This window comes from Salirhabdus salicampi (genome assembly GCF_024259515.1).
Lineage (GTDB): Bacteria > Bacillota > Bacilli > Bacillales > Alkalibacillaceae > Salirhabdus_A > Salirhabdus_A salicampi.
The window spans coordinates 181627-204372 of sequence record NZ_JANBWE010000001.1; the positions used below are offsets into that span (position 1 = coordinate 181627).

Genomic DNA, 22746 nt, shown 5'->3' on the forward strand with positions numbered 1-22746 from the left:
TAGAAAAAATGGTAAAGGAGAGGTACCTTGTCATCATACAAAGATAAAAAGGTCATAGGGATAGGGACTGTTCATGAATTGACTGGGTTATCGGAGCGAAGAATTCGTTATTATGAAGAGCGAGGTTTAATTTTTCCAGAACGTACGAAAAAAGGAACGCGAAAATATTCGTTTTCAGATGTGGAACTACTTATGAGTATCGCTGACAAACGTGAAGACGGTGTTCAAACGAATGAAATTAAGGAAGATTTCCAGAATAAAAAGAGGAAAGCTGACTTACGAGATGAGATGAGACGAGGGCAACTTAACGCGCATTTTAATATGAGGAAGTGATGATGAAAGCTTGCCGCTTTTATTATATTTGCTGTTTATTTGGCAGTTTTTTTGTAGGCAGTTTTTTCACTATTTTGTTGAACATGTACATAAGTATAAAGGTAAAGAATGTGTCTATTGGTTTTATTTTAAAAAGTTAGGGGATAGTTTATTGGAGCAAGAAGATAAAACAAAATGTATATACGTACAGAAACGGAAAGGTTAATCATCCGTCCATTACAATTAAATGATTTTTATTCATGGAAGAAGAGTTTTGAATCTAGATTTCCTTCCCGACATAGTTATGATGAAGGAAAGATAGATACAAGTGAATGGACTGAGGATTGGTTTGAGAGTGTAGTACGAAAACAACAAGAACTTGCTAAAATAGATCAAACATATGTGTTCAACGCTTTTTTAAAAGAAGGTGGGGACCACATTGGAATAATAGACATTTCGACTTTACTAAGAAAAGAGTTTCAATGGGGGAGAGTTGGTTATACAATTCATAATCAATATTGGGGACGCGGATATGGTAAGGAAGCGGTACAAGAAGCTTTTAAGTTGGCATTTACGGAACTTGCGTTTCATAGGATTGAAGCCCATATTAATGTAGATAATAAAGCATCATTCCGGCTTGCGGAAAGTGTTGGGATGGAGTATGAATGTACTCGAAAAGGGTTTATATATGAATTTGATGAGTGGACAGATAACCTCGTATATTATATAAACTGTACTTAAAGGGGAAGGGCACTAAATGGAGTTAATACAACCGAAGGGGTAAATAGAATCATTGATTTAATAACACCTATAAGTGATGAGATTGATAAATACTATGAACATTAAGTGTACAATGAATACTTTTGTCCCGGAAATTGGTGTACATCTGTTGGGACTCATTTATTTTCATTGTTGAGTATGGGACAAAAAGAATTCGGATAGTTTCCATATAAAATTATTTCTCAAAAAAACTGCTTGATAAGCAGTTTTTTTATGTAATATATCTTTCAAATAGAATTTAATTCGTCTACAATTCTATTAATTAAAAAAATGTACATTTCAAATAAAGGTAGTGTGTTAAATTGAAAACACGTAATCAAATTAAAAAAAGAAGTATCGACTTAACCCCTGTGCAATTAATTGTATTATTTTATCTATTCGCAGCAATCATTGCGACAACGTTGTTAAGTTTACCCATTGCTCATAAACCTGAGGTAGAATGGACGCTAATTGATGCTATGTTTACGGCAGTTAGTGCAATTAGTGTTACTGGTCTAACTGTAGTGTCAACTGCTGATACTTTCAGTGTACCTGGGATTTTTATATTAATGTTTGTTCTCCAATTCGGAGGTATTGGAATTATGACATTAGGTACGTTTATTTGGGTGGCCTTAGGGAAAAAGATTGGGTTCAAAGAACGTCAACTTATTAAAACAGATCAGAATCAATCTACATTTGCTGGTTTAGTTAATCTAATGAAGCAAATCCTTGGTATAATTTTAGTCATTGAGTTGATTGGCGCTACAGTGTTGGGTATCACGTTTTTGCAATATTTCCCTACATGGCAGGAAGCCTTTTTACAAGGGGTGTTTGCGTCGGTTAGTGCTACAACGAATGCTGGATTTGATATTACAGGGTCTTCGCTAGTTCCTTTTGCCGAGGATTACTTTGTCCAATTTATAAATATGACTTTGTTAATTTTAGGAGCTATTGGTTTTCCGGTTTTAATTGAAATACGAGACTACTTAAAATATAAAGGGGAATATCGTTACCGTTTTTCTTTATTTACACTATTGACGACGTCAACCTTCTTCCTTCTGATTGTCATTGGTGTTGTATTTATCTATGTGTTTGAACGGACGAAGTTTTTTGCAGGGATGGCATGGCATGAATCGTTATTTTACTCACTATTTCAATCTATCACAACGAGGAATGGTGGATTGGCAACAATGGATGTAAGTGAATTTTCTGTGCCGACATTACTTTTGCTCTGTTTTCTTATGTTTGTCGGCGCTTCCCCTAGTAGTGTAGGCGGGGGAATCAGAACTACGACCTTTGCCATTATGGTGTTAACAATTGTGTCATATGCGAAAGGCCAAAATTCTATAAGAATTTTTAAAAGACAAGTAGCTCAAGAGGATATACAAAAATCGTTCATCGTCGTTTCAACGGCTATGATTATATACGGAGCAGCTATCATTTTAATGAGTTACCTTGAACCAAACTTTCGTTTAATGGAAATCATTTTTGAAGTTTCATCTGCTTTTGGAACAACAGGGTTATCAATGGGGATTACCCCTGAATTAAGTACTGGAGGGAAAATTGTTATTATAGCTTTAATGTTTATAGGGAGGATTGGAATTTTTTCATTTCTGTTTTTAATTAAAGGAAACTCACCGAAAGATAACTTTGATTTTCCTAAGGAAAAAGTAATTATTGGCTAATGTCAATTAGAATATGATGGCTTCCCTTGTAAGGGAAGCCTTATTCTTTATGTAGTCTTTTGTTCACGAACTTTAACTGCAATATAACAGAAAAAAAGAGATAATAACGGTAAAACGATATTCCAAGTTAATGAAATTGAAAAAATATCATTATAATAAATGAAGCTATATGATGCCTCATATGTAAGGTTAATGAATAAAGTTACAATCGGCCCGAAGTAAATTTTCATCGTTAGCCACGAGGTGAGAACGCCAAATCCAATCGTGATGAGAGGAATAGAAAATAGCTGTATGAGGAAAGGGTTCATTGAGAAAAGACTTTCCATCTTATAACACCCCCAATATGGATATTATACCAAACCATATTCGTTAGATTTAAAGGAAATCCGTGTGATACGTTGAACATGTAAGTAAGCTAGCTTTATTAGGGCTTAGTCTCGTATTATGGAATTTATCCAAAATGTTTCGGAAAGTGCTATCGAAGAGTATGATGTGAAATCAATAATACGCATTTAAGTTTAGAGCACGTAACCTGAGATGAACATAAATCCCATTGTATAAGGAGCGTTTAAGGTGGATATTAGACTATTAAGATCAGATGATGCAGAACGATATGTACAAATTCGGCTTGAAGCTCTACAAACAAGCCCTGAAGCATTTGCGTCAAGTTACGAAGAAGAGAAAAAGCAAACAGCAGGTAAGTATGTAAAAAGGTTTCAAAATCCACAACAATCTTTTACATTTGGAGCATTTAAGGACGGTAGCCTTGTTGGTGTTGTAACTTTATATAGGGAAAACATGTATAAATTACGCCATCGAGCAAATATTGTTGCGATGTATGTGAAACAAGAAGCACGTGGGAAAGGCATTGGAAAAAAGCTGCTTCTCAGTGCAATCCAGAAAGCGAAGAATTTAGATGAAGTTGAACAAATTTATTTAACAGTTGTTTCATCAAATGAACGAGCAAAACAACTTTATTCTAAAGTAGGGTTTAAAGTTTTTGGAACCGATTATAGAGCATTAAAAATAGGCGATTCTTATTTTGATGAAGAGTATATGGTCTTATATTTGTAAATGTATAATCGGAAAAATCCGGGATCACATTTCATAAAAATTGCATTTGTAATCATACAATCTTATATTAGGCAATAATCTCTCACTCTCTACCTGTTGAATTACATTTATGGTGAACTCTTTACTGCTTGCTGATTAAATCGTTAGAAAGGATGATTCACGGTGACAGAACTTCATTATGAAATTATGAAGATACCATCTTATCGAGCAGTAGGTTTAAAATGGGATGGTCCTTGGACCGAGATAAAATATTTAAAAGAAACAATTCAAGAGGCGAGTCGACGAGTTATCGAGTTAAAACATGCTGTGAACCCTTCAGAACAGTTAGGGTTATCTTATCATTTGAGACCGGATGGCTTTACACACTACTCTGTTTATGAAGTGTCACATAAGCAACAGGTACCACCACGAATGGAGGAAATCATCGTACCCGAAATGACGTATCTCGTTACGAAACATGAAAAAGGGAATCGTATTGAAGAAACGTACGAAAAGATTAAAAATTGGATTATGGAGAGTGAATATGAACCTTTCAAAGAGGGTGACGCGACTTACTATAATGATTTTTTACCGATTAAACATGAAAAGTACCCTGCCGACCTGGACCGGAACGATCCACACTTTGATATATTCATCCCCATCGTAAAAAGGAAAACATCTCAAACAGTCATATCATTTTTTGAGGAAGAATAGAGAAGAAAATAGAGATTTTTTAATTGCAAAATGGTAAAAAGCTGCCCTTATACATTGCATCCCTAATGTTTGACATTCTGTACTAATATTTGGGTTGTGATTCTTTTATTGGCAGCTTTTTCATATTGATACCAGTTCTTCAAAAAAGTTTTAGGCTAATCATTATTTAACAAGGTATTTATGAAATTTCGAACATATATTTATATTAGGAAAAATAGGGGGGGTTCATTTGTTAAAATACTTCGTAATGGGCATAATTGTAATGGCGATTGCGATAGGCATAGGCTTTTATACAAATGATTGGAATACTTCCTTAAATATCGTCGGTGTTTGCGCATTGGTACCAATGTTGTTTGCGGGCTTATTAACGGGAGCATTTATAAGTGGGGATCGGAATCGAGCTAATTATTATAATGAACATAGAGACGACCGAAGTCGAAAACTGAATTGGGTTAAAAAGTTATTGCTTTTTAGTGCACCAAATATTGCAGTACTTGTTATCGTAATCATTGTTGGGTACTTCGGTATGTAAATAGGGGTAGTTGTCTTTTAAATTACTCAATAACATGTAAATGATTTCTCCTTATAATATGGCAGCTTTTGAGACTGATTGAAAAGTGGCTAGTTGGCTATATTAAATAATATAGTTCATTATATTAGGAGGCTAACTAATTAGGCATGACAATCAAAATATCAGAAGAAATAAAGGATTCACCCTCTCATGAACATATAGAAAAGATTAAAGAAATTTTACTTCAACTTGAATACAACGATTGGCTACAAAATGTCCTTTTCACATGGCAATGGTGGTTTCTCTTAACTGCAACAATTATGCCATGGATTATATGGTGGAAGTTAGTCGATAAAGCGAGACTGTTAGAAATAGTCACATATGGCTTATGGTGGATATTGGTTGCTGTAACATTAGATGATATTGGGGTTACTTTGCAACTATGGGATTACCCGAAACAATTAATGTTTTTAATTCATCCGTTAGGCCCATCTGATTTAACCGTTATTCCTGTGACATACATGCTTCTCTACCAATACACCTCCCGTTGGACATCTTTTGTTATCGGTTCATTTGTTGTTGCCTTTGTCTTTGCATTTGTATTTGAACCACTTTTTATTAAATTTGAAATGCTAAAGTTTCATGACACAGTTATTAAGTGGAAGCATTGGTATTCATTTGTCCTTTTTGGCGTTATAGCTATTGTTATTAGAAAGTTTCACTTATTAATTGTGGATTATGTTAAGGAAGATAATAACACGATCAACAAATGATACGGTTGCTTTTGAGCAAAACATTTTTGAAATAGTCAAAAAATTGATATTATGTTAAGTAGATATGTGAATGTGTGAACAACCATATTCAATTGTGAAGGGGTGGAAAAGATAGCTATCAAAGTCATTTGTCATAATTGTGATGGTTCAGGCTCAATCAAATGGTTTATTTTTAAGAAGAAGTGTACAGAATGCCGTGGATACGGTAGAATAGCAACCACATATGTGAAAGAACCATTAAAATAATCCATTTGACGAGAAAAATCCAGGCAATTACTACCTGGATTTTTTTATTTAACAGCACCGATACTCTTAATTTTCACATCAGTCTCTACTTGAAACTTGACGTCTGGATAAAGCTCTTTCCAACGTTCGATACTTTTCCAGTCATTCCACTGCATCGAGCGATATTTAATACCTAATGCTAATGGGTCAACATTTTCCTCTTGAAATTTTTTTAGTAAACCTTCTACTTGTTTCGTAACTTTTTCCTCTATTTGTTTTTCCGCTTCCTTTTGTTCTTCCTTTGAAACAGTGTGAAAGCTTTCTTCCACCGAACCGTGTATCGTTAAGGGGACTTTTATTGTTAAAGGATCCTGATCAGTCAATAATTCAAATTGCGCCTGAACAATGTTTGCTCGCATTGTAAGAAAATTATCTCCTGGCCTTACTTTAATATCTAATTCATCTATGTTTTGTTTTAATAAGTTGTATATCTTCGTTTCTTCTTTTTCTAATTTAATAAGCTCTCCTTTTTTATTTAAAATCCCTGCTGTTTCAATTATATGTTCATTTTCCTCCAAATGAACGACAGGTAATAGTGGGTCGACACCTTCGTCCATATGTTCCCGGCGAAATTGAAATAAGTATTTTCGAGTAATATACGGACTTTCGGTCCCTGTTTGTTCAAATGCAATGACAAGCCCGTAGGAAGGTTGGGTTTCTGTATCGGAGGAAATACTTAATATATCCACCGCCTTCTCTTCTACGAGGGCTGTAAAAGCGATTTGTTGTATTGTATGTTTCCGTAAAAACCAGTTGACTAAATAGTCAACTTTTCCTTCTAATATACCACTGCCAAATAAAAGGACCTTTGCATGCCCAAAGTCAATTTCTTGGTCAACTTTCGTGCGAATTTTATTAATCGCATCTGTAATACTTTCACCGGTTTCCTCCAACACGACATGTTGTTCCTCAGGACGTCCGCCGTTTTCGGAGCTTGGCATAGACACTTTCAATGAAATGTGAAACGGCTCTTCATCGTTTTCACTTTTATCCACACCCATACCGAGGACAAATAACCGTTTGTCGATATCTTTAAATGCACAACCCCCGAGAAAGAGTAGGATGATGCAAAACCACATAACAATTCCTTTCTTCATCGTTTCTTGGCCCTCCGGTACATGTAATATAAAACGATAGTGTGTAATGTTACTAAAGGTTGAACGCAGACGAACCACCATTTTGCTAATATGAATATCATATCTTCATCAATACTATGAATACCAATTAATGAAATCGTTAAAAAACTTAATATAATTAAGTAAGGAACAATTTCTTTATTTCTTATTTTTAATTTAGGAAAATGCAGTATAAAGGCGAAAAAACGATAACTAACATGCCAATGATGCAAGATAACAAGGATTGCAACTGCCATAAATAATAATAGAAACAGGAAGAAAATGCGCTCGAAAAATCCGAATTCGATTCGGAAGGAGTCTGATGTTAAAATCCAAGGGTGATTGATTGATCCCACACCATCTATACCGTTAATGCCGATGGGGATAAAGGAGGCCGTTACTAAATTCATAATACCGAGTATGGCAATTGAAGTGTACATGATTTTTTTGATTTTCCGCTTTTTCGTAAATACTTTATTGAAATGGGCTAAGTTCAATACTCCATCGTACGAATAACCGGCTGCCGCAATAGCAAAGTAAGAAGGCATAGCCGCAACATATGTAATAGGTAATTTCATCGAATTCCAATCGAGGTTCTCGCTTGTATATGCCCTAACAAAAATAATAATCATCAATGGAACGACTAATATAAGAATCATTTCAGTTGCATAAAGGATGCGTTTAGAATCCATCATGCAACCAAATAGTAATGGTAACAAAAATAGTAACATGATCATTGTAAGGGAAGTTTCTGGAGTAATAAATCGCCTTGCTATAAAAGTGAAACCTAATAAAAACATAAACCCAGAAGTAAACCAAATGCATGCTGTAATAAATGTAAAACTACTAGCAAACCACTTCGGTGTGAACTTATAAAGTAATTCTGCATACGTCTTTCCGGGGAATTTATCCCATAACTCACTGTAAAAATATAATATGGCCATGCCGAGAAATGTACCAATGAAAATAGCCCACACAAGGCCATCCATTCTTTGCTCAATTAAAATTCTCGGCACAAATCCCACAATATTGGCTAACATCGTACCTGCAATTAAATAATAAAAATATCGATTCCCCATAAACGAATGTTTCCCCCTTATTTCATTTCGTTTGGTTTTCCTTGGAGGTGCACCTTCAAGTATGGTTCTCCAAAGCTTGATAAGTTTGCCATATATAGAAGAAGGAACATTAAGCCAATCGCAATTCCAATCAGCCCATAAAACACGCCAAACAGTAATAGCACATACTTCAATACCCGCATGGCAAAACTCATATGGTTTAATGGAATGGCAAAGTTCGAAATTGCTACTGCAGATACGATTATAATCATAATCGTACTAACGAGTGATGCTTCTGTTGCAGCTTGCCCTAAAATTAGACCTCCAACAGTAGTAGCTGTTGCACTAATAGATTTCGGTAGGCGAATACTTGCCTCAATTAATAATTCCATCATAAATAGCATAAATAGTACTTCGACATAGCTCGGGTACGGTACACCTTGTCGACTTGCAGTGATAGAAATTGCTAATTGTGTTCGCAATAGTTCTGGGTTGTATGACACGATTCCAACATATAAAGCGGGTAGTAAAAGTCCAATTAATAGCCCTGTATATCGCAAACCTCTAATAAATTGGGAAATCCAAAATGGTTGATATATATCATCCATACTCGTCATAAAATCCCAAAAGACTGCAGGAGCGATAAGAGTAAATGGTGTCCCGTCAAGAAAAATGATAATTTTACCTTGTCCAATGTTATAAACAACCCGATCAGGACGTTCAGTAATAACACTTATAGGAAATAGTTTAAGTTTATGCTCATTTAACATGTTCTGTAATTTTTCTGTGGATTCCATAATTGGTTCTTGAATGGACTTTAACCTTTTCGTAACGAGTTCTAAAACAGCCTTATTCACAATGGTCTCATCATATACTAATGCACATTCCATTTTGCTTTTAGTGCCTATGTTGTGCATTTCGGTTGTTAAGTTGGGGTTTTGATAGCGACTTCTTACCAAATTAAGATTAGCTACAATATCTTCTGAAAAAGCTAACCGTGGACCTTGTATTGTCGACTCCACTGTCGCTTCATTAATGACATCTGTTCTCGTTTTTTTGGCAGGAACTAAAATAGTACTTTTTTTGAATTCGACAGAGACGTCACCTTTGGCTGTCCCGTTGATGATTTCATCTTCTGTTGGGTTAATCTTATTTCCCATTATGGACTCAATATAGTTATAGTAATCATTTACGTCCTTTAATTCGAAAAATGGTTTTACAATCATTGTTTGGACAAGTTGAGGATCTACAATTTCTTTTACGTAAGATAACGTCACATTATCATCGTGTAATTTCAACTCTTGTTTCACGACATCTTTATTCGAACTCATGGGATCTACTCTCCATTTTTCTTATCATTATCTAGGGTAGTTTTTGCCAAAAGATGAGAAATTATTTCATAAAAAAAGACAACCTCTTTATTAAGTTGCCTTTTAATGATGAAGTATATAAAAACTAAACATTAAGTACCGTGTTTAAATCATCTAAAGCACGTAAGGCAGATTAGTTTAAGAGCGATGTAATTAATGAAGCGTTAAAAATGTGTATTGTTATGTAATTTTTCGTACAACCTAAACTAGAAAAAATTTAGGGAGGACTGTTAAGATGCCTGAAAAGCCTGAAATTACGTCATCCGAGTTAGGTACTCTATGGCTTACATATCAACAGAAAACCATGATTATGCGAATGTTAGAGTACTTTATTGAGAAAGCAGATGATGAAAATGCTAAAAACATAATGACCAACCTATATGGTGAGATTGAACCATATGCTGAAAAAATCATTGACATTTTTCAAAATGAAGGTGCTGCTATACCTGTCGGATATACGGCTAAAGATGTTAATAAAGGTGTCCCAAAGCTTTATGATAATGGTTTTGACATTATGTTTGTTCGTCTAATCAAGGAAATTAGCATGGCAATGCATTCATCAAATATAACGATGGCATATCGTGAAGATATTGTAATGTTATTTAAGGAACTCACGAGTATTACTCAAAAATATTACAATCTTTGTACACAATACTTACTTGAGAAAGGGCTTCTTCCTCGTTCACCTTATGTTTCAATGCCTCAGTCTGTTGAGTTTGTTAAAAGTACAAATTTTCTAGGGGGAATAGCTATAAATCCATTCAGTGAAAAACGAACCTTGAATACAGTAGAAATTGCGCACCTTCATCATGCAATTGAATCAAATGTTACTGGTATGCAAATGATTATTGGTTTTGCTCAATGTGCAAATGAGAGAGAGGTAAAAAATTTTTTTAATGAGGGTGCAGAACTTGCGAAAAGTATTATAAAGGAGTTAAGTGAAACATTGCTACATAGTGGTATTCAAGCTCCCGCACCATCTGGTGGTAATGCAACCCGTTCAACAGTGCCTCCATTTTCTGATAAAATTATGATGTATTGTACAAGTCTTTTTTGTAGTTTCTCTCTAGGATCCAACTCACTCGGAACGGCTTTTAGTTTACGAAACGATTTACCTGCGAAAATGACTGTTTTCTCAAAAGATATATTTGAATATGCTCATAAAGGCGCTAAAATAATGATTAAAAATGGTTGGATGGAAGAACCACCGCAGATAGAGGAAAGAAAAAAATAATATATAATAGTAATATAAACACTTGAGGAGTGAACTTTCCTCAAGTGTTTTGCTAAGTTTTATAAGCATCGAGACATTGGAAATAATCAGTATGAATGAATCCGAGAGAGGCGTTATATGAATGAATCAAATTCCTTCCTCTAGACGACAGAGAGCTCATATCTCCCAATTTACAACGGGGCAGCTTCACTTGAAAAATCCGTTTGTTGTAGCTTTTTTTTCTTTCTCATATCCAGGATTTGGTCACTTGTTGTTACATCGTTACGCTGTGGCATTGATTTTAATAGTATGGGAAGCCTTTATAAACAGTATGGCGAAAATAAACCTTGGCATTTTATATTCCTTACTCGGTGAATTTGACAAAGCTATTGAGGTGTTAGATGAACGATGGTTAATGTTTTATCTCGGTATTTATATGTTTGGAATTTGGGATAGTTACCGTTCTACTGTTGATGGAAATAAACAATATATTTTAGCAGAGCGAGAAGATGCACAAATATTAAATATGAAAATGGGTAATTGGGATATGAATTTTTTAGATAAACGAAAGCCATGGGTGGCTTTATTGTGGTCAGCAGTAATACCTGGAATTGGCCATTTATATTTACATAAAGTCATAACTGGATTTTTCATTTTTGGATATACGATAACGATTATGTATTTTGGTCATGTACCCCAAGCTATTCATTACTCAATGATAGGCCAGTTTGAACAAGCGAAGCATGTCTTGAATATGCAATGGACTTTGTTTATTCCATCCATTTATTTTTTTATCCTGTATGACGCTTATACCTCGGCTGTTGAGTATAATAAATTGTTTGAAAAAGAGATGTCAAAATATTTACGGACGAACTATCAAAGCTCAAAATTTCGGTTTCCAATATAAGAAGGTGTTTGTTTGTATGATGATTATTGCTACATTCGAAAATTCAACTTTTATTGAGTTAGCTATTTCCGCGATCGAACAAGAAGGTATATCAAAAGAAAACATATTTGCTGCTCCTTTAGATAAAAGAAATAATCCCAAACAGTTAATTGATACGATTCATCGGGCAGACGGAGTTAGTTTATTTGATACAGCGGCCATTTTAGGAACTTGTGGAATGCTTTTAGGTGCTATATACGGTTATATATTAACCTGGGGGCCAATCATTTGGGGAATTATCGGTTCTTTAAGTGGTATTATTATCGGATTAGCAATCAAGTTCATACTATTTAAGACTGGAAAATTAGGAAATCAAAAGATAACATCAGAAATTGTTTTAATGATACGTTGTGAAAGAAAGCGATTGGAGTCAATTGAAAATATTTTATGGGATAACATGGCATTAGGTGTAACAAAAGTTCAAAAATAATAGATATTTTAATAACTAATTAATAGGTGGAGACGTAGAATTTAATCAAATAAAGTTGAGACCTTCTTAAATAAGAGAAACATATTCATAACGTTTGAAATGTGAGTGGTAAATCATATATAATTTCGTACTGTTAGTATTGTTGGAAAATAGAAAGACTTGTTAGTTGGTAATTAATTCAGAGGGTTATATAATGAATCGTATCAACGAAGATTGACAAACTAGAGGGGTAAACTGATGTATGTTTTGCTGTTTTTAAGTATAATAGTGTTCCGTTTTATATATAGAAGATATATGCCTGTATTCGGCGTTAGTAATATTAGCGGTAATGTTTCAATATGTAATAAAAAGTCCAATAATATTATTATAGTAGATGCCAGGGATTTCCAAACATCATCCCAAGATATGATAAAAGGGTCACAAAATATACCGTTAGCATATATTAGAAGGCAATATGTAGATATACCGAGTAAGAGGATAATCGTTATCGCTTCAGACGCAGTTGAAAAAAACTTATCTATTCGCTTTCTCCAGAAAAAAGGTTTTACTATAGTAGGGTATAGCATAAGAAAAGAGCAGGTTGATAATTGTAATTATGAATTGCAATACGCAAGTAAAAAAAACAGTGTTAAAGTGTAACGGCACGAATGTTAGGTTTAGTAAAAAAGCATAACATGTTATTTAGTCACAAAAAAGAGTTCATGAGTCATGAACTCTTTTTTGTCATGAGATGGTATGAGATGAATTAGTCGAAAGCATAAAGGACAAGTTATCGGTTTCTAAATACATTCAAAAGGTGCGTAGCAATAATGTATAGAAGGTAAATTCCTAAATATCCACCTGTAAGTAAAAAGAAAGGGTTTATAATTATGCCGTGTATTGATGTTGTAAACACTGTATCTGTTACAATAACACGATATATATTATTGGCCACAATGTTACCCAAAATGAGGGCAGCGAGTAAGGCAATTGAATGGATAAGAATCCCAAATAGATTCCGCCTTTGGTTTAAGTAAATCATAATGAATGGAAATAAAACGCTACTTAAAAAGAATAATAGCCTCAAAATTATCACCTCATTTCTATTATTCCAATTGCGATATAATATAGACTTAGTGTAATAAAATTCTAGAAAAAACGACGTGATAACGATGAAAAGGAATGGTGAAAATGATTACAGCGTTATTGCACGGCATAATTCTTGCCTTTGGATTAATTCTCCCATTAGGAGTACAAAATGTTTTTATATTTAACCAAGGGGCAACACAAAAGTACATAACGAAAGCATTACCAGCTATTATAACGGCTGCAATTTGTGATACAGTACTTATCTTATTAGCTGTAACAGGTGTTTCACTCGTCGTGTTAAATTTTGAGTGGATCAAACAAATTATATTTATTGTCGGATTCTTTTTTTTAATGTACATGGGATGGTCTATTTTAAAAAGTAATCATTCCCTTGAACATGAATCGTTTGGAGTACACTTCCCAGCCAAGCGGCAAATTGGTTTCGCAGCCTCTGTTTCATTGTTAAACCCTCATGCTATTATTGACATTATCGGCGTAATTGGACCTAATTCATTAGCTTATAAAGGAATGGAATTGACCGTTTTCACTTTAGCTTGCATTTTTGTTTCGTGGATATGGTTTTTTGGTCTGGCGATAGTAGGAAGATTGTTAGGGAAGGTGGACACGACAGGTAAGCTAGTCAAACGGTTTAACATAGTATCGGCATTTATTATATGGGGGATGGCAATCTATATTGGTTTTCAAGTTTTTTAATGGTGTAATGGTGTAAGGAAAAAATATAATCCGAAGTGATTTTTAATCGTCGGGAATTCTTTGGTCTTATAAATTGACAAGGCAGAAAGAAAATATCTTTCTACCTGTCTATTATTTTGCCAGCTTAAAATAAATGACATGTTCAAATCGAATGTGATAATCGACACCATCTACAGTTAGTTGTAAATGGTCAATTGCAACTCCGGATAATTTCCCCGTTAATTTCTCGTTAATCGTAGCTACTTGGACTCTTTGGTTTAAATGTAGCATGAGATGTTCATGGAAAACCGGTTCCAAATCAATATGGTAACTAGGATTAGTTGATTTCATCGTGTTTTTCAGATTAGGTGAGTGCATATAATATCCAGGAGGCAATAAACCTGTATTATGAGTATGAGGAATATTTTGGTACATAATAATAATCACCTTTCATTTCCTTTGATGTGACATATAACTATAAATGAAGCATTACATGAATAGGCATCGATGTTAGCCTATTCGTTGATACGTTGTTTTAAAGGAAAAGGGCACATATGTTAAAATTATGTAATAGATTAGTAAGGACCCGTGTTGTAAAAGAGGAGGGGTGTATTGTGGAATTATGTCACGAATGTAATTCCGATGTAATCGAAAAACAGTCGAATATCGGGATTAAAATTTTTGCTTGCATAGTGCTTCTTTTCATTCCTTATGGCATTCTCATTTGTTGGGTTCCGTTTTTATTTCCTCCAAAATATTATTGTAAACAATGTGGACATATAATGGATGAACCTAAGTACGTAGATTGGAGAGAGTTTGAAAAAAAGAAGGCTGAGATAAAGAAAGAGGAATAACCTTTTTTTTGTACAATTATTATTTTTGGCAGCCTTTACAGTAAAAGCACTTTCTAGATGAAACTTCTTCCTTCGTAATTTTTGAACCACAACGTTTGCAATTCTCACCTTCACGATCATATACGTTCAAAAATGGTTCAACGCCACCAGTCTTCCTATCTCCTTTATATAATGGGTAATCCATATACCCGCCATATTGAGTTGCTTGTTGAAGTACTTGTCGAATGGAATGATATAACTGAATGATTTCGTTATAAGCTAAATCATTCATATTCCTTGTAGGTAAGATTTTGGCATGAAAACAAATTTCATCTGAATAGCAATTCCCAATTCCAGATAAAAAGGATTGATCCACGAGTGTAGTTTTGATTCGACCACGCTTATTACTAACTAAATCTTGAAAAGCATTTAAACTAAAATTAATATCTAATGGCTCTGGACCTAAGTCCTGTAGTTTTGTTTCGACTTCCTTCTCCTCGAATAAATGAAGATACCCTAACCGTAATCCAATAAAATAAAGATGTTCTTCCCCAAATGAAAGGTGTATTTGAATGGTTCGGTCAGGCTTATCCTCTTCTTTACCGTAAAACATCCAACCACCTAACATAAGGTGTAGAAGTAAAACATGACCATTGTCTAAGTAAAATAACAACTGTTTTGCACGACGATGAATTGCACAAATCCTTTGTTGTCTCGTTTTATCTTCAAAAATAGTTGATTGAACATTAATGGATTTCTCCCTATTTACGAAAACATCTGTAATTTCTTTTCCCTCTATTTTATTTTTCAGCAACAACCGATAGTTTTCCATTTCAGGTAGTTCTGGCATGATAATCCTCCCTAATGAATATCCTCCCTATAAATATCATTAACAATAGTGTTGCCAAAATTTTTAGGCTCATGAAAAAAAGGGAACTCATTAGGAAAATAAGTCATTCGTACCATCATATGTACAAAATAGGCATGGCAATTTATGTTAAACTTTTGATAGATAATTGTTGAATAAGGAGAAACGTTAACTACACTTACATTAGAGGCTCTAAATAAATATCCGTCTATAAGGTGGAGGGGGGATAGGTGATGAAATATAAAAAGCGGATACTCGTGATCTCCTTTACTTTAGTAGTATTAAGTATTGTATTTTCTAGTATGACACCAGATGAAAATGACTTCGGTATTTGGTTAAATGAAAACTATGATGTACATTGTTGGGATATGAAGTGTGATGTATTTGATATTGAAATAGAAGAAAATGGGGAAGTTCGAACTATGACGCTTCAAGCTAATCAAGTCACATATACACCAGGAATTTTTGTTATGAAAAAGCGAGTATTATATAGTAACATTGAAAACTTTGATTATAGGTTAGACGTAAAGGTGTACGGCTCCCTAGGGAAGATATATTTAAAAGAGGAAGAGAAAACGTTTTAACAAATGTGGGGGGGTGTCTTGAGTGAAAAAGCTTTCTATCGTTGTGATTCCTTTATTAATCATTAGTATCATCATAAATGTTTTTCTCTATCAAGAGAATCAAGCTTACGAATTATATCTTTCTGAACAATTACGTAATACAATTTCACCTCTTTCATCAAGTATTTTGCGTAATGAAGAAATTTTACGTGAAATAGTAGCGCGGGAGAAAATTACAGCTACACAAGTTGAAGACTTAAACAACAATTACTATAACATCGCGAAGTCATATCAAACGATTTTGCATACAGGAATAAAAACAAAAAAGATTCCCCCCCATTACATTAGTAACCGACCTACGTTAATATTTGCCGATGAACTCCCAAATTATTTTCGTTCTTTCGTAGAAGAAAGTAGTGTAGAGATTATATCCCATCAGTTTAATCATGAAGAGTATAAGGAAATACTGAAGGTCGCTAATTTACATTTTCAATTAGCTGAATTGATTGATGACAAGATTGTAGGGGCAAAAACAGACGGTATGACAAGTGAATATTGGAGCTACCCACATTATAATAATGCTGTTTCAAAAACATATTGGATTGAACTTTTAAGCGAAATGGAAACCATTGCAATAAATTTTCAGTTATACTGACGGCATAGGAGTCATGTTAGTTTATAGACAGTGTCTTAAACGGATTGCTTTATGATAGAGTTTCATGAAAGAGGGTTAGGAAAGGTAGGAGAAAATGGGAAGTGAGATAAAGTTTTTAGAAGGAAAACACGTTTACTTAAGGCCTTTTGAAGAAGATGATATCGACTATTTTTTTGACAATGCACTTTGGGACCGTGAAATTCGGAAGTTAACTGGTACTCAAACAGTATTTTCACGTATTAGTGTACAAAAATTTATAGAAAGGGTTGCCATGGACGATTCCAGGATTGATTTAATCATTAGTACACGAGAAACGAATGAATTAATTGGGGATCTCGCACTTACGGAAATTGACCATATAAACCGCAATGCACAAATAAGGGTTGGGATATTTCAAAAAGAATATAGGGGAAAAGGATACGGAACCGATGCTTTATCTTTAATCTTGGAATATGCCTTTGACATATTACATCTTCATCGAATTGGTTTGAGCGTGTACCCTTTTAATCCTCGGGGAATTAAGTCTTATGAAAAACTTGGCTTTAAACAGGAAGGTATTATAAGGGATGAGTTATTTTATAATGGAGAATACCACGATTCAATAATAATGGGGGTTTTGAAAAACGAGTTTCATAAACGTCATTAAGTGAAGAGGAACTGCCAAGCAGGCAGTTTTTTGTATCATTAAATAAATTTGAAAAGGGACGAAAAATATTTTATCAATAAGTATGTATTAAGGCTGATTGAATTGGGAGGGTATTTTGAATGAGTGACAAGTGGCTAGAATGGGTAAAAAGAATTCGGGCAATATCACAAGCGGGGCTTACGTATGCAAAAGATGATTTCGACCGAGAACGATATGAGGAACTACAAGCAATAAGTGCGGATATACTTGCACAACATTCGGAGATGGAGATAGGTTCGATTAGACATTTATATAAGTATGAACAAGGTTATCAAACGCCGAAAGTAGATGTAAGAGGCGTCGTGTTTTCTCAAGGAAAGGTTTTAATGGTTAAGGAGAAAAGAGATAATGGTTGGGCATTACCAGGTGGTTTTTGTGAAGTAGGCCTATCCCCAGTTGAAAATATTGTAAAGGAAATTCGAGAAGAAGCTGGATATGAGGTCTTGCCAACAAGGTTATTAGCAGTGTTGGATATGGAAAAGCATTCGCATCCACCTCAACCGTATCATTATTATAAAATATTTATTCAATGTAAAATTATTGGCGGAAAGGCTAAACATAGTATCGAAACAAGTGGAGTTAACTTTTTCGAGGAAGGTCGTTTGCCTAACCTTTCGTTAGCAAGAAATACAGAAGAGCAAATTCACATCGTTTTTCAATTTTTAAAAGACCCAAAGAAACAGTCAATCTTTGACTAAAGAGTGTTTCGGAATTCGCACCCCTATTTATTTGTTTCTCTCTGCTTAAGTTTTAAAATCAGTTTTGTTGCCAAGAAAGCAATATAGGCAACGGCGATATCAATAAGAAATAAATGGTATTTTAGTAAACCTTTTCTTAATTCCAATAGTCCTAATATCTCTTCGAAACTAGCAAAGACATAGGCAAACATAACACTTAACCAAATTGTATGTAAGTAAAAATTTTTATTTCGATTGGTGCAGTACTGGTATAAAAGGATAAAGCCAACAGGGAGAGCTGATGCCGTTACACTTAATGCGAAAGGAAAGAGTGGAATTATAAAGTATGTATGGATTAAGTACGTTTCGCGAGTTAAAGCAATATCTATATATGCCCATAACAAGTGTACTATAAAACCAAAGAAAAAGATTTCAAAAATGCGAAATCTATCCACGGTAAAGAAGAGAAGGATTAACGGGCAAATCATGAGTCCTAAGATAACCCAAAACTGCCATGTGCCCATATGTGAATATTGACTCCAATAAGACACATTTACAGAACTTAATTCGTTACTAATTCCTATAATTTTATCCCAATAGTCATGATAACCCATGTCTATCCGCCTACCTCCTACTCGCTAAACTTATTCGTATTAAGTGTTTGCATTTTTCGTTAAAATATACAATTTTTCTACAGTATACTCTTTCGTTCCAATAAGACATGAATAAAACTTATATGAAAAAGCAAACTAATGAAAGCTTTTAACAAAAAGTGCGTGGAGGTACTAGCATGGAAGAGGTAAATCATAATGTTCAGTTAACATCAGCAGAGGTTGCGAATCTCTGGAGCCAATACATGAACGATAGCATGGCATCCTGTGTTCTAAAATATTATATAAAATGCGCTAAAGATCAAGATATTAAAGAAGTTTTACAGTATGCACTGGAACTTGCTGAAAGACATTTAGATAAAATTAAATCATTTTTATCGCAAGAAAAGTATCCTATCCCGGTTGGGTTCAACGATAATGATGTGGATCTAAATGCTAAACCATTATTTTCGGATAAATTCATAATTTTTTATATTCATATTATGACAATTCATGGTTTAACTGGATATGCAGGTGCGGTTAGTACGTCTATACGTAGTGATCAAATAGACTATTTTGTTAAGTGCAGTAAAGAGACGATGGAGTTACATAAAAGAATTACAAAAGTTATGGTAGAAAAGGGGATAATTAGTAGGCCACCTTCTATAACACCCGCAGAAGATGTGGATTTTGTTACGAAACAAAGCTTTTTAACAGGGTGGTTTGGTGACCGAAGACCACTTACAGCTATTGAAGCAAGCGGTGTTTATTTTAATATGAAAAAAGATGTTTTAAAAATTGCTTTAGAATTAGGATTTAGCCAAGTCGCTGAGTCGAAAGAAATCCGTAATTATGTAGACAGAGGGAAGAAAATTTGTGAAAAGCAATTTGATATTTTAGATTCTATAATGTCTGATAATGACATTTCGTCCCCTCCTAGATACAATGACGAAGTTTTAAGTACAACAAAATCTCCGTTTTCAGATAAGCTCATGCTATTTCATATCGTTACGCTCATTTCAACAGCTTCCGGATATTATGGAGCAGCCTTCTCTGTATCACAACGACGGGATTTAGCCACGACTTATGCTGTATTAATTGCAGAAGTTATGAAGTATGCTGAGGATGGTATGAACATTATGATAAAAAATGGGTGGATGGAGCAACCCCCGACTTTCTCTGACCGAAACGAATTGAAAAATAAAAATGAGGGAAATTAAAATGTCATTCAAATATCAATGGTATTTTCGCATCGCAATGATCATAATTCCTTGGCTCTCTCTCCCGTTTTTGGGGTTGCGTAATTTGAAACGTTTTCTGCCTGCTTCCTTAATTGTGTTATTAATGGGAAGTATTGATGTACAAATAGGTAAGAAAAGAAAGTGGTGGAAATTTTACTACAAACCTAAATCATATTTCTTTAATGAATTCGCTTATCATATTGGCCCATTTTTAATTGGCTCTATATGGGTATTAAAATGGACGTTTGGAGATTTTAGGAGGTTCATTACACTAAATGCAATTGTAGATTTTATATTTGCCTATCCAGTTGAATTCCTCAGTCGTAAATTTAAGGTGTTTCGCACAATTAAGCTAAGCAACTTTCAGTTTTTTATTTACTTCTTTTATAAAGCATTTTTTCTATACTTGTTTCAATACTTATTGGAACATAAATTACAAATGTATCAAGATAAACAATAATTGAGAAAACTGCCCGAGTGACAGTTTTTAGTTTCAGAACAGAACACGTTTTTGTTACGGTTACATTATAAAAACAATAAAGAAATGAATCAAAATTGGTTTAGGTATTTCCTAAATCATTTTTCATTTGGAAAAAAACTGTAAATAGGAGGGATGTTTTTACAACTATTGGAAAAGGATATTAAGGAAATGAAATGATAAAAAAGGACGAGTAGTATGATACATGTTTTAATCAGCACAATATTTATTGCAGCATGTTACAAATGGGGTGATTGGAAAAGATGGCGAACATATTATCCAACTATCCTTTTCTTTATGGTTGGAGACTTACTATATAATGTTTTGTTTTACGACTATCCTATGTGGATGTTTCATGATGGCCCAATCCCATTGTTTCATTACGATGTCATTATTTCCTTATTGCATATGTTTACTCGCTATCCTGCAACTGTAATTTTATATTTAAGCCTGTTTCCAGCCGGGAAAGTTAAAGGGATTGTGTGGGGATTAACTTGGATTGGGGTTTATTCACTAATAGAAGTGTTTGATTTATACATAGGTTCTATTAGTCATCATAATGGATGGTCATTATGGTGGTCGGTCTTCTTTAATATTTCTATTTTCCTCATGTTAAAAATTCATCATCATAAACCATTACTTGCTTGGGGGCTTTCGTTAATGTGGACCCTGCTTCTATGGAATATGCTTGATATACCAGTTTCCATTTTAAAATAAATGGTATTAATAGGGAATTGTAATAATGTAAATCCGGGGGATTGGGGAGGAAACTTATGAAATTGTATGGGGAATTCGATAAAAAATGGGGAATATGAACACGAAACGAATTTACAAGCTTGGAAGGAAATCTTGCATAAAGAACAATGGATACATAGTTAAAACACGATAGTCGGTCAGTATAAAGAGCGTAACATATAAGAAGGTGTAAATCAGGCGAGTGGGAAATCATACATAGTTATGTTAGTATTGAAGTTCAATGACTTATATACTCCTCAACAACGTTTGAGTGAGATCAAACATCATAGGGGGAGACTTTATGGCGTATTTATATCTTTTTTTAGGAATTATCTCCGAAATTTTTGGAACTACAATGTTAAAGGCCTCTGATGGTTTTACGAAAGTTTTACCGATTTTAGGTGCAATTTTCGGGTTTGGTTTCGCGTTATTTTTCTTAGCTTTATCTTTTAAAACCATACCTTTAAGTGTTGCATATGCAACATGGTGTGGAGTTGGGATAGCCGGCGCATCCATTATTAGTATGATTATTTGGAAAGAAAAGTTAAACCTACCCGGAATAATAGGAATGGCCTTAATTGTAATTGGAATAGTGTTACTAAACGTGACGGCACAACCAAACCAGACTAGCGAGAAGTCACTTCACAAACAACACCAAATGACTATACAATAATAACCTTGTAAACTGCCAAGTGGCAGTTTTTTCTTTTATCGAATGAATGCTATAAAGAGTAATGGGAAAGATAACAAAAAATACTATTAGGGATGGGTTTCATGAGCAAATGAATTGGTGGAAACGGTATCTCCCTTAATATCGATTATAAGGTACAAAACTAGCAGTTGTAACAGTGGTAGTATGGAGAAAAGAAAGAAAATATGATAAACAAGACAAATATTGCCCCAATTATGGAAATGGATGAATTAGATGTAGAAGTTACGGAAAGGAGAAACTAGAAAAAGACATGTATTTTTTTTGATGATGTAGACCAAGAAGAACAATAGGGTTAGACTGTTAAATGTAGTTTCAAAAATTCTCGAATGAGATGCAAAGTAAAGGGGGGAGATTCAACATGTCAGGCCTCGTCATGAAATTGTTTATGTGCCCAATTGGGGTTATATTAGCTTGGATTATGTTTCCGAATGTATTTTATACAACTATATTTCAGCCAATCATTATTGGTTTCATTTTAGCAGTATCAGCACATTTGATGGAGATTCTTATATTAAGAAAATTAACGTTTTGGGTGAGTACTATAGCCGATTTTATCGCCGCAACGCTCATCGTCTATTTTGTCTCACAATTACAAGTTACATATGTTACGTTTTTCGGTGCTATATTAACTGCGCTTCTGTTAACGATAACGGAGATTATCCAACATCGTTGGTTAATAAAAAGTGGGAAAACAAAGAAAAAATAGGGAATTAAATAGAATAAA

The 22746-nt window shown here is 34.2% G+C and carries 29 protein-coding genes; 22 read left to right on the top strand and 7 right to left on the bottom strand.

Annotated features, from left to right (window positions below; translation table 11 throughout):
* Positions 1 to 27 precede the first annotated feature (27 nt).
* The 3 genes from NLW78_RS00910 (at position 28) to NLW78_RS00920 (ending at position 2756) form a co-directional block, all read left to right on the top strand.
* Complete coding sequence (locus tag NLW78_RS00910) at positions 28 to 333, top strand: MerR family transcriptional regulator (protein WP_254494421.1); 306 nt, start codon at positions 28 to 30, stop codon at positions 331 to 333.
* 174 nt (positions 334 to 507) lie between these two features.
* Positions 508 to 1053, top strand: a complete 546-nt coding sequence (locus NLW78_RS00915) for a GNAT family N-acetyltransferase (protein WP_254494422.1) — start codon at positions 508 to 510, stop codon at positions 1051 to 1053.
* 359 nt (positions 1054 to 1412) lie between these two features.
* Positions 1413 to 2756 (top strand): TrkH family potassium uptake protein, encoded by a 1344-nt coding sequence (locus tag NLW78_RS00920; protein ID WP_254496068.1) that lies wholly within the window; start codon positions 1413 to 1415, stop codon positions 2754 to 2756.
* A 47-nt stretch (positions 2757 to 2803) separates the two neighbouring features.
* Here the strand turns inward: NLW78_RS00920 and NLW78_RS00925 are convergent, their stop codons facing one another.
* Complete coding sequence (locus NLW78_RS00925; RefSeq protein WP_254494423.1) at positions 2804 to 3082, bottom strand: DUF2651 family protein; 279 nt, start codon at positions 3080 to 3082, stop codon at positions 2804 to 2806.
* A 247-nt stretch (positions 3083 to 3329) separates the two neighbouring features.
* Between NLW78_RS00925 and NLW78_RS00930 the strand changes: the two genes are divergently transcribed.
* From NLW78_RS00930 to NLW78_RS00945, 4 genes are all read left to right on the top strand, one after another.
* A complete protein-coding gene (locus tag NLW78_RS00930; RefSeq protein ID WP_254494424.1) occupies positions 3330 to 3830 on the top strand; it encodes a GNAT family N-acetyltransferase in 501 nt (166 codons plus the stop codon).
* Between the two features lie 162 nt (positions 3831 to 3992).
* A complete protein-coding gene (locus NLW78_RS00935) occupies positions 3993 to 4523 on the top strand; it encodes a GyrI-like domain-containing protein (protein ID WP_254494425.1) in 531 nt (176 codons plus the stop codon).
* A gap of 229 nt (positions 4524 to 4752) precedes the next feature.
* Entirely contained in the window at positions 4753 to 5055 is a 303-nt protein-coding gene (locus tag NLW78_RS00940) for a DUF5316 domain-containing protein (protein WP_254494426.1), read from the top strand.
* Between the two features lie 146 nt (positions 5056 to 5201).
* Positions 5202 to 5807, top strand: coding sequence for a CBO0543 family protein (locus NLW78_RS00945; RefSeq protein WP_254494427.1), 606 nt, complete (start codon positions 5202 to 5204; stop codon positions 5805 to 5807).
* Between the two features lie 290 nt (positions 5808 to 6097).
* Here the strand turns inward: NLW78_RS00945 and NLW78_RS00950 are convergent, their stop codons facing one another.
* From NLW78_RS00950 to NLW78_RS00960, 3 genes are read right to left on the bottom strand one after another with little or no spacing between them, the layout of a single operon-like run.
* Positions 6098 to 7189, bottom strand: coding sequence for a Ger(x)C family spore germination protein (locus tag NLW78_RS00950; protein WP_254494428.1), 1092 nt, complete (start codon positions 7187 to 7189; stop codon positions 6098 to 6100).
* On the bottom strand, positions 7186 to 8286 hold the full coding sequence (locus NLW78_RS00955) for a GerAB/ArcD/ProY family transporter (RefSeq protein WP_254494429.1): 1101 nt from the start codon (positions 8284 to 8286) through the stop codon (positions 7186 to 7188). The genes NLW78_RS00950 and NLW78_RS00955 overlap by 4 nt, the downstream gene beginning before the upstream one ends.
* Positions 8287 to 8303: 17 nt before the next feature.
* Entirely contained in the window at positions 8304 to 9596 is a 1293-nt protein-coding gene (locus NLW78_RS00960; RefSeq protein ID WP_254494430.1) for a spore germination protein, read from the bottom strand.
* A gap of 274 nt (positions 9597 to 9870) precedes the next feature.
* Here NLW78_RS00960 and NLW78_RS00965 point away from each other — a divergent pair, with 274 nt between their 5' ends.
* The 5 genes from NLW78_RS00965 to NLW78_RS00985 all read left to right on the top strand — a co-directional run bounded on the left by NLW78_RS00965 (position 9871) and on the right by NLW78_RS00985 (position 14006).
* Positions 9871 to 10869 carry a DUF3231 family protein gene (locus NLW78_RS00965; RefSeq protein ID WP_254494431.1) on the top strand — a complete coding sequence of 333 codons (999 nt, stop codon included), beginning with the start codon at positions 9871 to 9873 and terminating at the stop codon, positions 10867 to 10869.
* Positions 10870 to 10990: 121 nt separating this feature from the next.
* A complete protein-coding gene (locus tag NLW78_RS00970) occupies positions 10991 to 11755 on the top strand; it encodes a hypothetical protein (protein WP_254494432.1) in 765 nt (254 codons plus the stop codon).
* A gap of 16 nt (positions 11756 to 11771) precedes the next feature.
* Complete coding sequence (locus tag NLW78_RS00975) at positions 11772 to 12224, top strand: hypothetical protein (RefSeq protein ID WP_254494433.1); 453 nt, start codon at positions 11772 to 11774, stop codon at positions 12222 to 12224.
* Between the two features lie 237 nt (positions 12225 to 12461).
* Positions 12462 to 12863, top strand: a complete 402-nt coding sequence (locus tag NLW78_RS00980) for a rhodanese-like domain-containing protein (RefSeq protein ID WP_254494434.1) — start codon at positions 12462 to 12464, stop codon at positions 12861 to 12863.
* 534 nt (positions 12864 to 13397) lie between these two features.
* Positions 13398 to 14006: a LysE/ArgO family amino acid transporter gene (locus NLW78_RS00985; RefSeq protein WP_254496069.1), complete on the top strand. Its 609-nt coding sequence runs from the start codon at positions 13398 to 13400 to the stop codon at positions 14004 to 14006.
* A 111-nt stretch (positions 14007 to 14117) separates the two neighbouring features.
* On the opposite strand, the gene NLW78_RS00990 is transcribed toward NLW78_RS00985, so the two are convergent.
* Positions 14118 to 14420 (bottom strand): DUF2642 domain-containing protein, encoded by a 303-nt coding sequence (locus tag NLW78_RS00990; RefSeq protein ID WP_254494435.1) that lies wholly within the window; start codon positions 14418 to 14420, stop codon positions 14118 to 14120.
* Between the two features lie 179 nt (positions 14421 to 14599).
* Here NLW78_RS00990 and NLW78_RS00995 point away from each other — a divergent pair, with 179 nt between their 5' ends.
* Positions 14600 to 14839, top strand: a complete 240-nt coding sequence (locus NLW78_RS00995) for a hypothetical protein (RefSeq protein ID WP_254494436.1) — start codon at positions 14600 to 14602, stop codon at positions 14837 to 14839.
* Positions 14840 to 14858: 19 nt separating this feature from the next.
* On the opposite strand, the gene NLW78_RS01000 is transcribed toward NLW78_RS00995, so the two are convergent.
* Positions 14859 to 15668, bottom strand: a complete 810-nt coding sequence (locus NLW78_RS01000; protein ID WP_254494437.1) for an Fpg/Nei family DNA glycosylase — start codon at positions 15666 to 15668, stop codon at positions 14859 to 14861.
* 251 nt (positions 15669 to 15919) lie between these two features.
* Here NLW78_RS01000 and NLW78_RS01005 point away from each other — a divergent pair, with 251 nt between their 5' ends.
* From NLW78_RS01005 to NLW78_RS01020, 4 genes are all read left to right on the top strand, one after another.
* Entirely contained in the window at positions 15920 to 16270 is a 351-nt protein-coding gene (locus NLW78_RS01005; RefSeq protein ID WP_254494438.1) for a hypothetical protein, read from the top strand.
* Positions 16271 to 16292: 22 nt separating this feature from the next.
* Complete coding sequence (locus tag NLW78_RS01010; RefSeq protein WP_254494439.1) at positions 16293 to 16904, top strand: hypothetical protein; 612 nt, start codon at positions 16293 to 16295, stop codon at positions 16902 to 16904.
* 94 nt (positions 16905 to 16998) lie between these two features.
* On the top strand, positions 16999 to 17550 hold the full coding sequence (locus NLW78_RS01015; RefSeq protein ID WP_254494440.1) for a GNAT family N-acetyltransferase: 552 nt from the start codon (positions 16999 to 17001) through the stop codon (positions 17548 to 17550).
* A 119-nt stretch (positions 17551 to 17669) separates the two neighbouring features.
* A complete protein-coding gene (locus tag NLW78_RS01020) occupies positions 17670 to 18287 on the top strand; it encodes an NUDIX hydrolase (RefSeq protein ID WP_254494441.1) in 618 nt (205 codons plus the stop codon).
* Between the two features lie 23 nt (positions 18288 to 18310).
* Here the strand turns inward: NLW78_RS01020 and NLW78_RS01025 are convergent, their stop codons facing one another.
* Positions 18311 to 18880 (bottom strand): hypothetical protein, encoded by a 570-nt coding sequence (locus NLW78_RS01025; RefSeq protein ID WP_254494442.1) that lies wholly within the window; start codon positions 18878 to 18880, stop codon positions 18311 to 18313.
* Between the two features lie 176 nt (positions 18881 to 19056).
* Between NLW78_RS01025 and NLW78_RS01030 the strand changes: the two genes are divergently transcribed.
* The 5 genes from NLW78_RS01030 (at position 19057) to NLW78_RS01050 (ending at position 22728) form a co-directional block, all read left to right on the top strand.
* Complete coding sequence (locus NLW78_RS01030; RefSeq protein ID WP_254494443.1) at positions 19057 to 20076, top strand: DUF3231 family protein; 1020 nt, start codon at positions 19057 to 19059, stop codon at positions 20074 to 20076.
* Positions 20077 to 20161: 85 nt separating this feature from the next.
* Positions 20162 to 20557, top strand: a complete 396-nt coding sequence (locus NLW78_RS01035) for a hypothetical protein (protein ID WP_254494444.1) — start codon at positions 20162 to 20164, stop codon at positions 20555 to 20557.
* A 216-nt stretch (positions 20558 to 20773) separates the two neighbouring features.
* Positions 20774 to 21292 (top strand): CBO0543 family protein, encoded by a 519-nt coding sequence (locus NLW78_RS01040; RefSeq protein WP_254494445.1) that lies wholly within the window; start codon positions 20774 to 20776, stop codon positions 21290 to 21292.
* A gap of 319 nt (positions 21293 to 21611) precedes the next feature.
* Positions 21612 to 21983 carry a DMT family transporter gene (locus tag NLW78_RS01045; RefSeq protein ID WP_254494446.1) on the top strand — a complete coding sequence of 124 codons (372 nt, stop codon included), beginning with the start codon at positions 21612 to 21614 and terminating at the stop codon, positions 21981 to 21983.
* A gap of 397 nt (positions 21984 to 22380) precedes the next feature.
* Positions 22381 to 22728, top strand: coding sequence for a DUF2512 family protein (locus NLW78_RS01050; RefSeq protein ID WP_254494447.1), 348 nt, complete (start codon positions 22381 to 22383; stop codon positions 22726 to 22728).
* Positions 22729 to 22746: the final 18 nt, after the last annotated feature.

What these genes read in the sequence shown, in the direction of transcription:
- NLW78_RS00915 (WP_254494422.1), top strand. Translation starts at nt 508, where the DNA reads ATGTATATACGTACAGAAACGGAAAGGTTAATCATCCGTCCATTACAA.
- NLW78_RS00925 (WP_254494423.1), bottom strand. Translation starts at nt 3,082, where the DNA reads ATGGAAAGTCTTTTCTCAATGAACCCTTTCCTCATACAGCTATTTTCT.
- NLW78_RS00945 (WP_254494427.1), top strand. Translation starts at nt 5,202, where the DNA reads ATGACAATCAAAATATCAGAAGAAATAAAGGATTCACCCTCTCATGAA.
- NLW78_RS00950 (WP_254494428.1), bottom strand. Translation starts at nt 7,189, where the DNA reads ATGAAGAAAGGAATTGTTATGTGGTTTTGCATCATCCTACTCTTTCTC.
- NLW78_RS00955 (WP_254494429.1), bottom strand. Translation starts at nt 8,286, where the DNA reads ATGGGGAATCGATATTTTTATTATTTAATTGCAGGTACGATGTTAGCC.
- NLW78_RS00960 (WP_254494430.1), bottom strand. Translation starts at nt 9,596, where the DNA reads ATGAGTTCGAATAAAGATGTCGTGAAACAAGAGTTGAAATTACACGAT.
- NLW78_RS00965 (WP_254494431.1), top strand. Translation starts at nt 9,871, where the DNA reads ATGCCTGAAAAGCCTGAAATTACGTCATCCGAGTTAGGTACTCTATGG.
- NLW78_RS00970 (WP_254494432.1), top strand. Translation starts at nt 10,991, where the DNA reads ATGAATCAAATTCCTTCCTCTAGACGACAGAGAGCTCATATCTCCCAA.
- NLW78_RS00975 (WP_254494433.1), top strand. Translation starts at nt 11,772, where the DNA reads ATGATGATTATTGCTACATTCGAAAATTCAACTTTTATTGAGTTAGCT.
- NLW78_RS00980 (WP_254494434.1), top strand. Translation starts at nt 12,462, where the DNA reads ATGTATGTTTTGCTGTTTTTAAGTATAATAGTGTTCCGTTTTATATAT.
- NLW78_RS00990 (WP_254494435.1), bottom strand. Translation starts at nt 14,420, where the DNA reads ATGTACCAAAATATTCCTCATACTCATAATACAGGTTTATTGCCTCCT.
- NLW78_RS01000 (WP_254494437.1), bottom strand. Translation starts at nt 15,668, where the DNA reads ATGCCAGAACTACCTGAAATGGAAAACTATCGGTTGTTGCTGAAAAAT.
- NLW78_RS01005 (WP_254494438.1), top strand. Translation starts at nt 15,920, where the DNA reads ATGAAATATAAAAAGCGGATACTCGTGATCTCCTTTACTTTAGTAGTA.
- NLW78_RS01015 (WP_254494440.1), top strand. Translation starts at nt 16,999, where the DNA reads ATGGGAAGTGAGATAAAGTTTTTAGAAGGAAAACACGTTTACTTAAGG.
- NLW78_RS01020 (WP_254494441.1), top strand. Translation starts at nt 17,670, where the DNA reads ATGAGTGACAAGTGGCTAGAATGGGTAAAAAGAATTCGGGCAATATCA.
- NLW78_RS01025 (WP_254494442.1), bottom strand. Translation starts at nt 18,880, where the DNA reads ATGGGTTATCATGACTATTGGGATAAAATTATAGGAATTAGTAACGAA.
- NLW78_RS01030 (WP_254494443.1), top strand. Translation starts at nt 19,057, where the DNA reads ATGGAAGAGGTAAATCATAATGTTCAGTTAACATCAGCAGAGGTTGCG.
- NLW78_RS01040 (WP_254494445.1), top strand. Translation starts at nt 20,774, where the DNA reads ATGATACATGTTTTAATCAGCACAATATTTATTGCAGCATGTTACAAA.
- NLW78_RS01045 (WP_254494446.1), top strand. Translation starts at nt 21,612, where the DNA reads ATGGCGTATTTATATCTTTTTTTAGGAATTATCTCCGAAATTTTTGGA.
- NLW78_RS01050 (WP_254494447.1), top strand. Translation starts at nt 22,381, where the DNA reads ATGTCAGGCCTCGTCATGAAATTGTTTATGTGCCCAATTGGGGTTATA.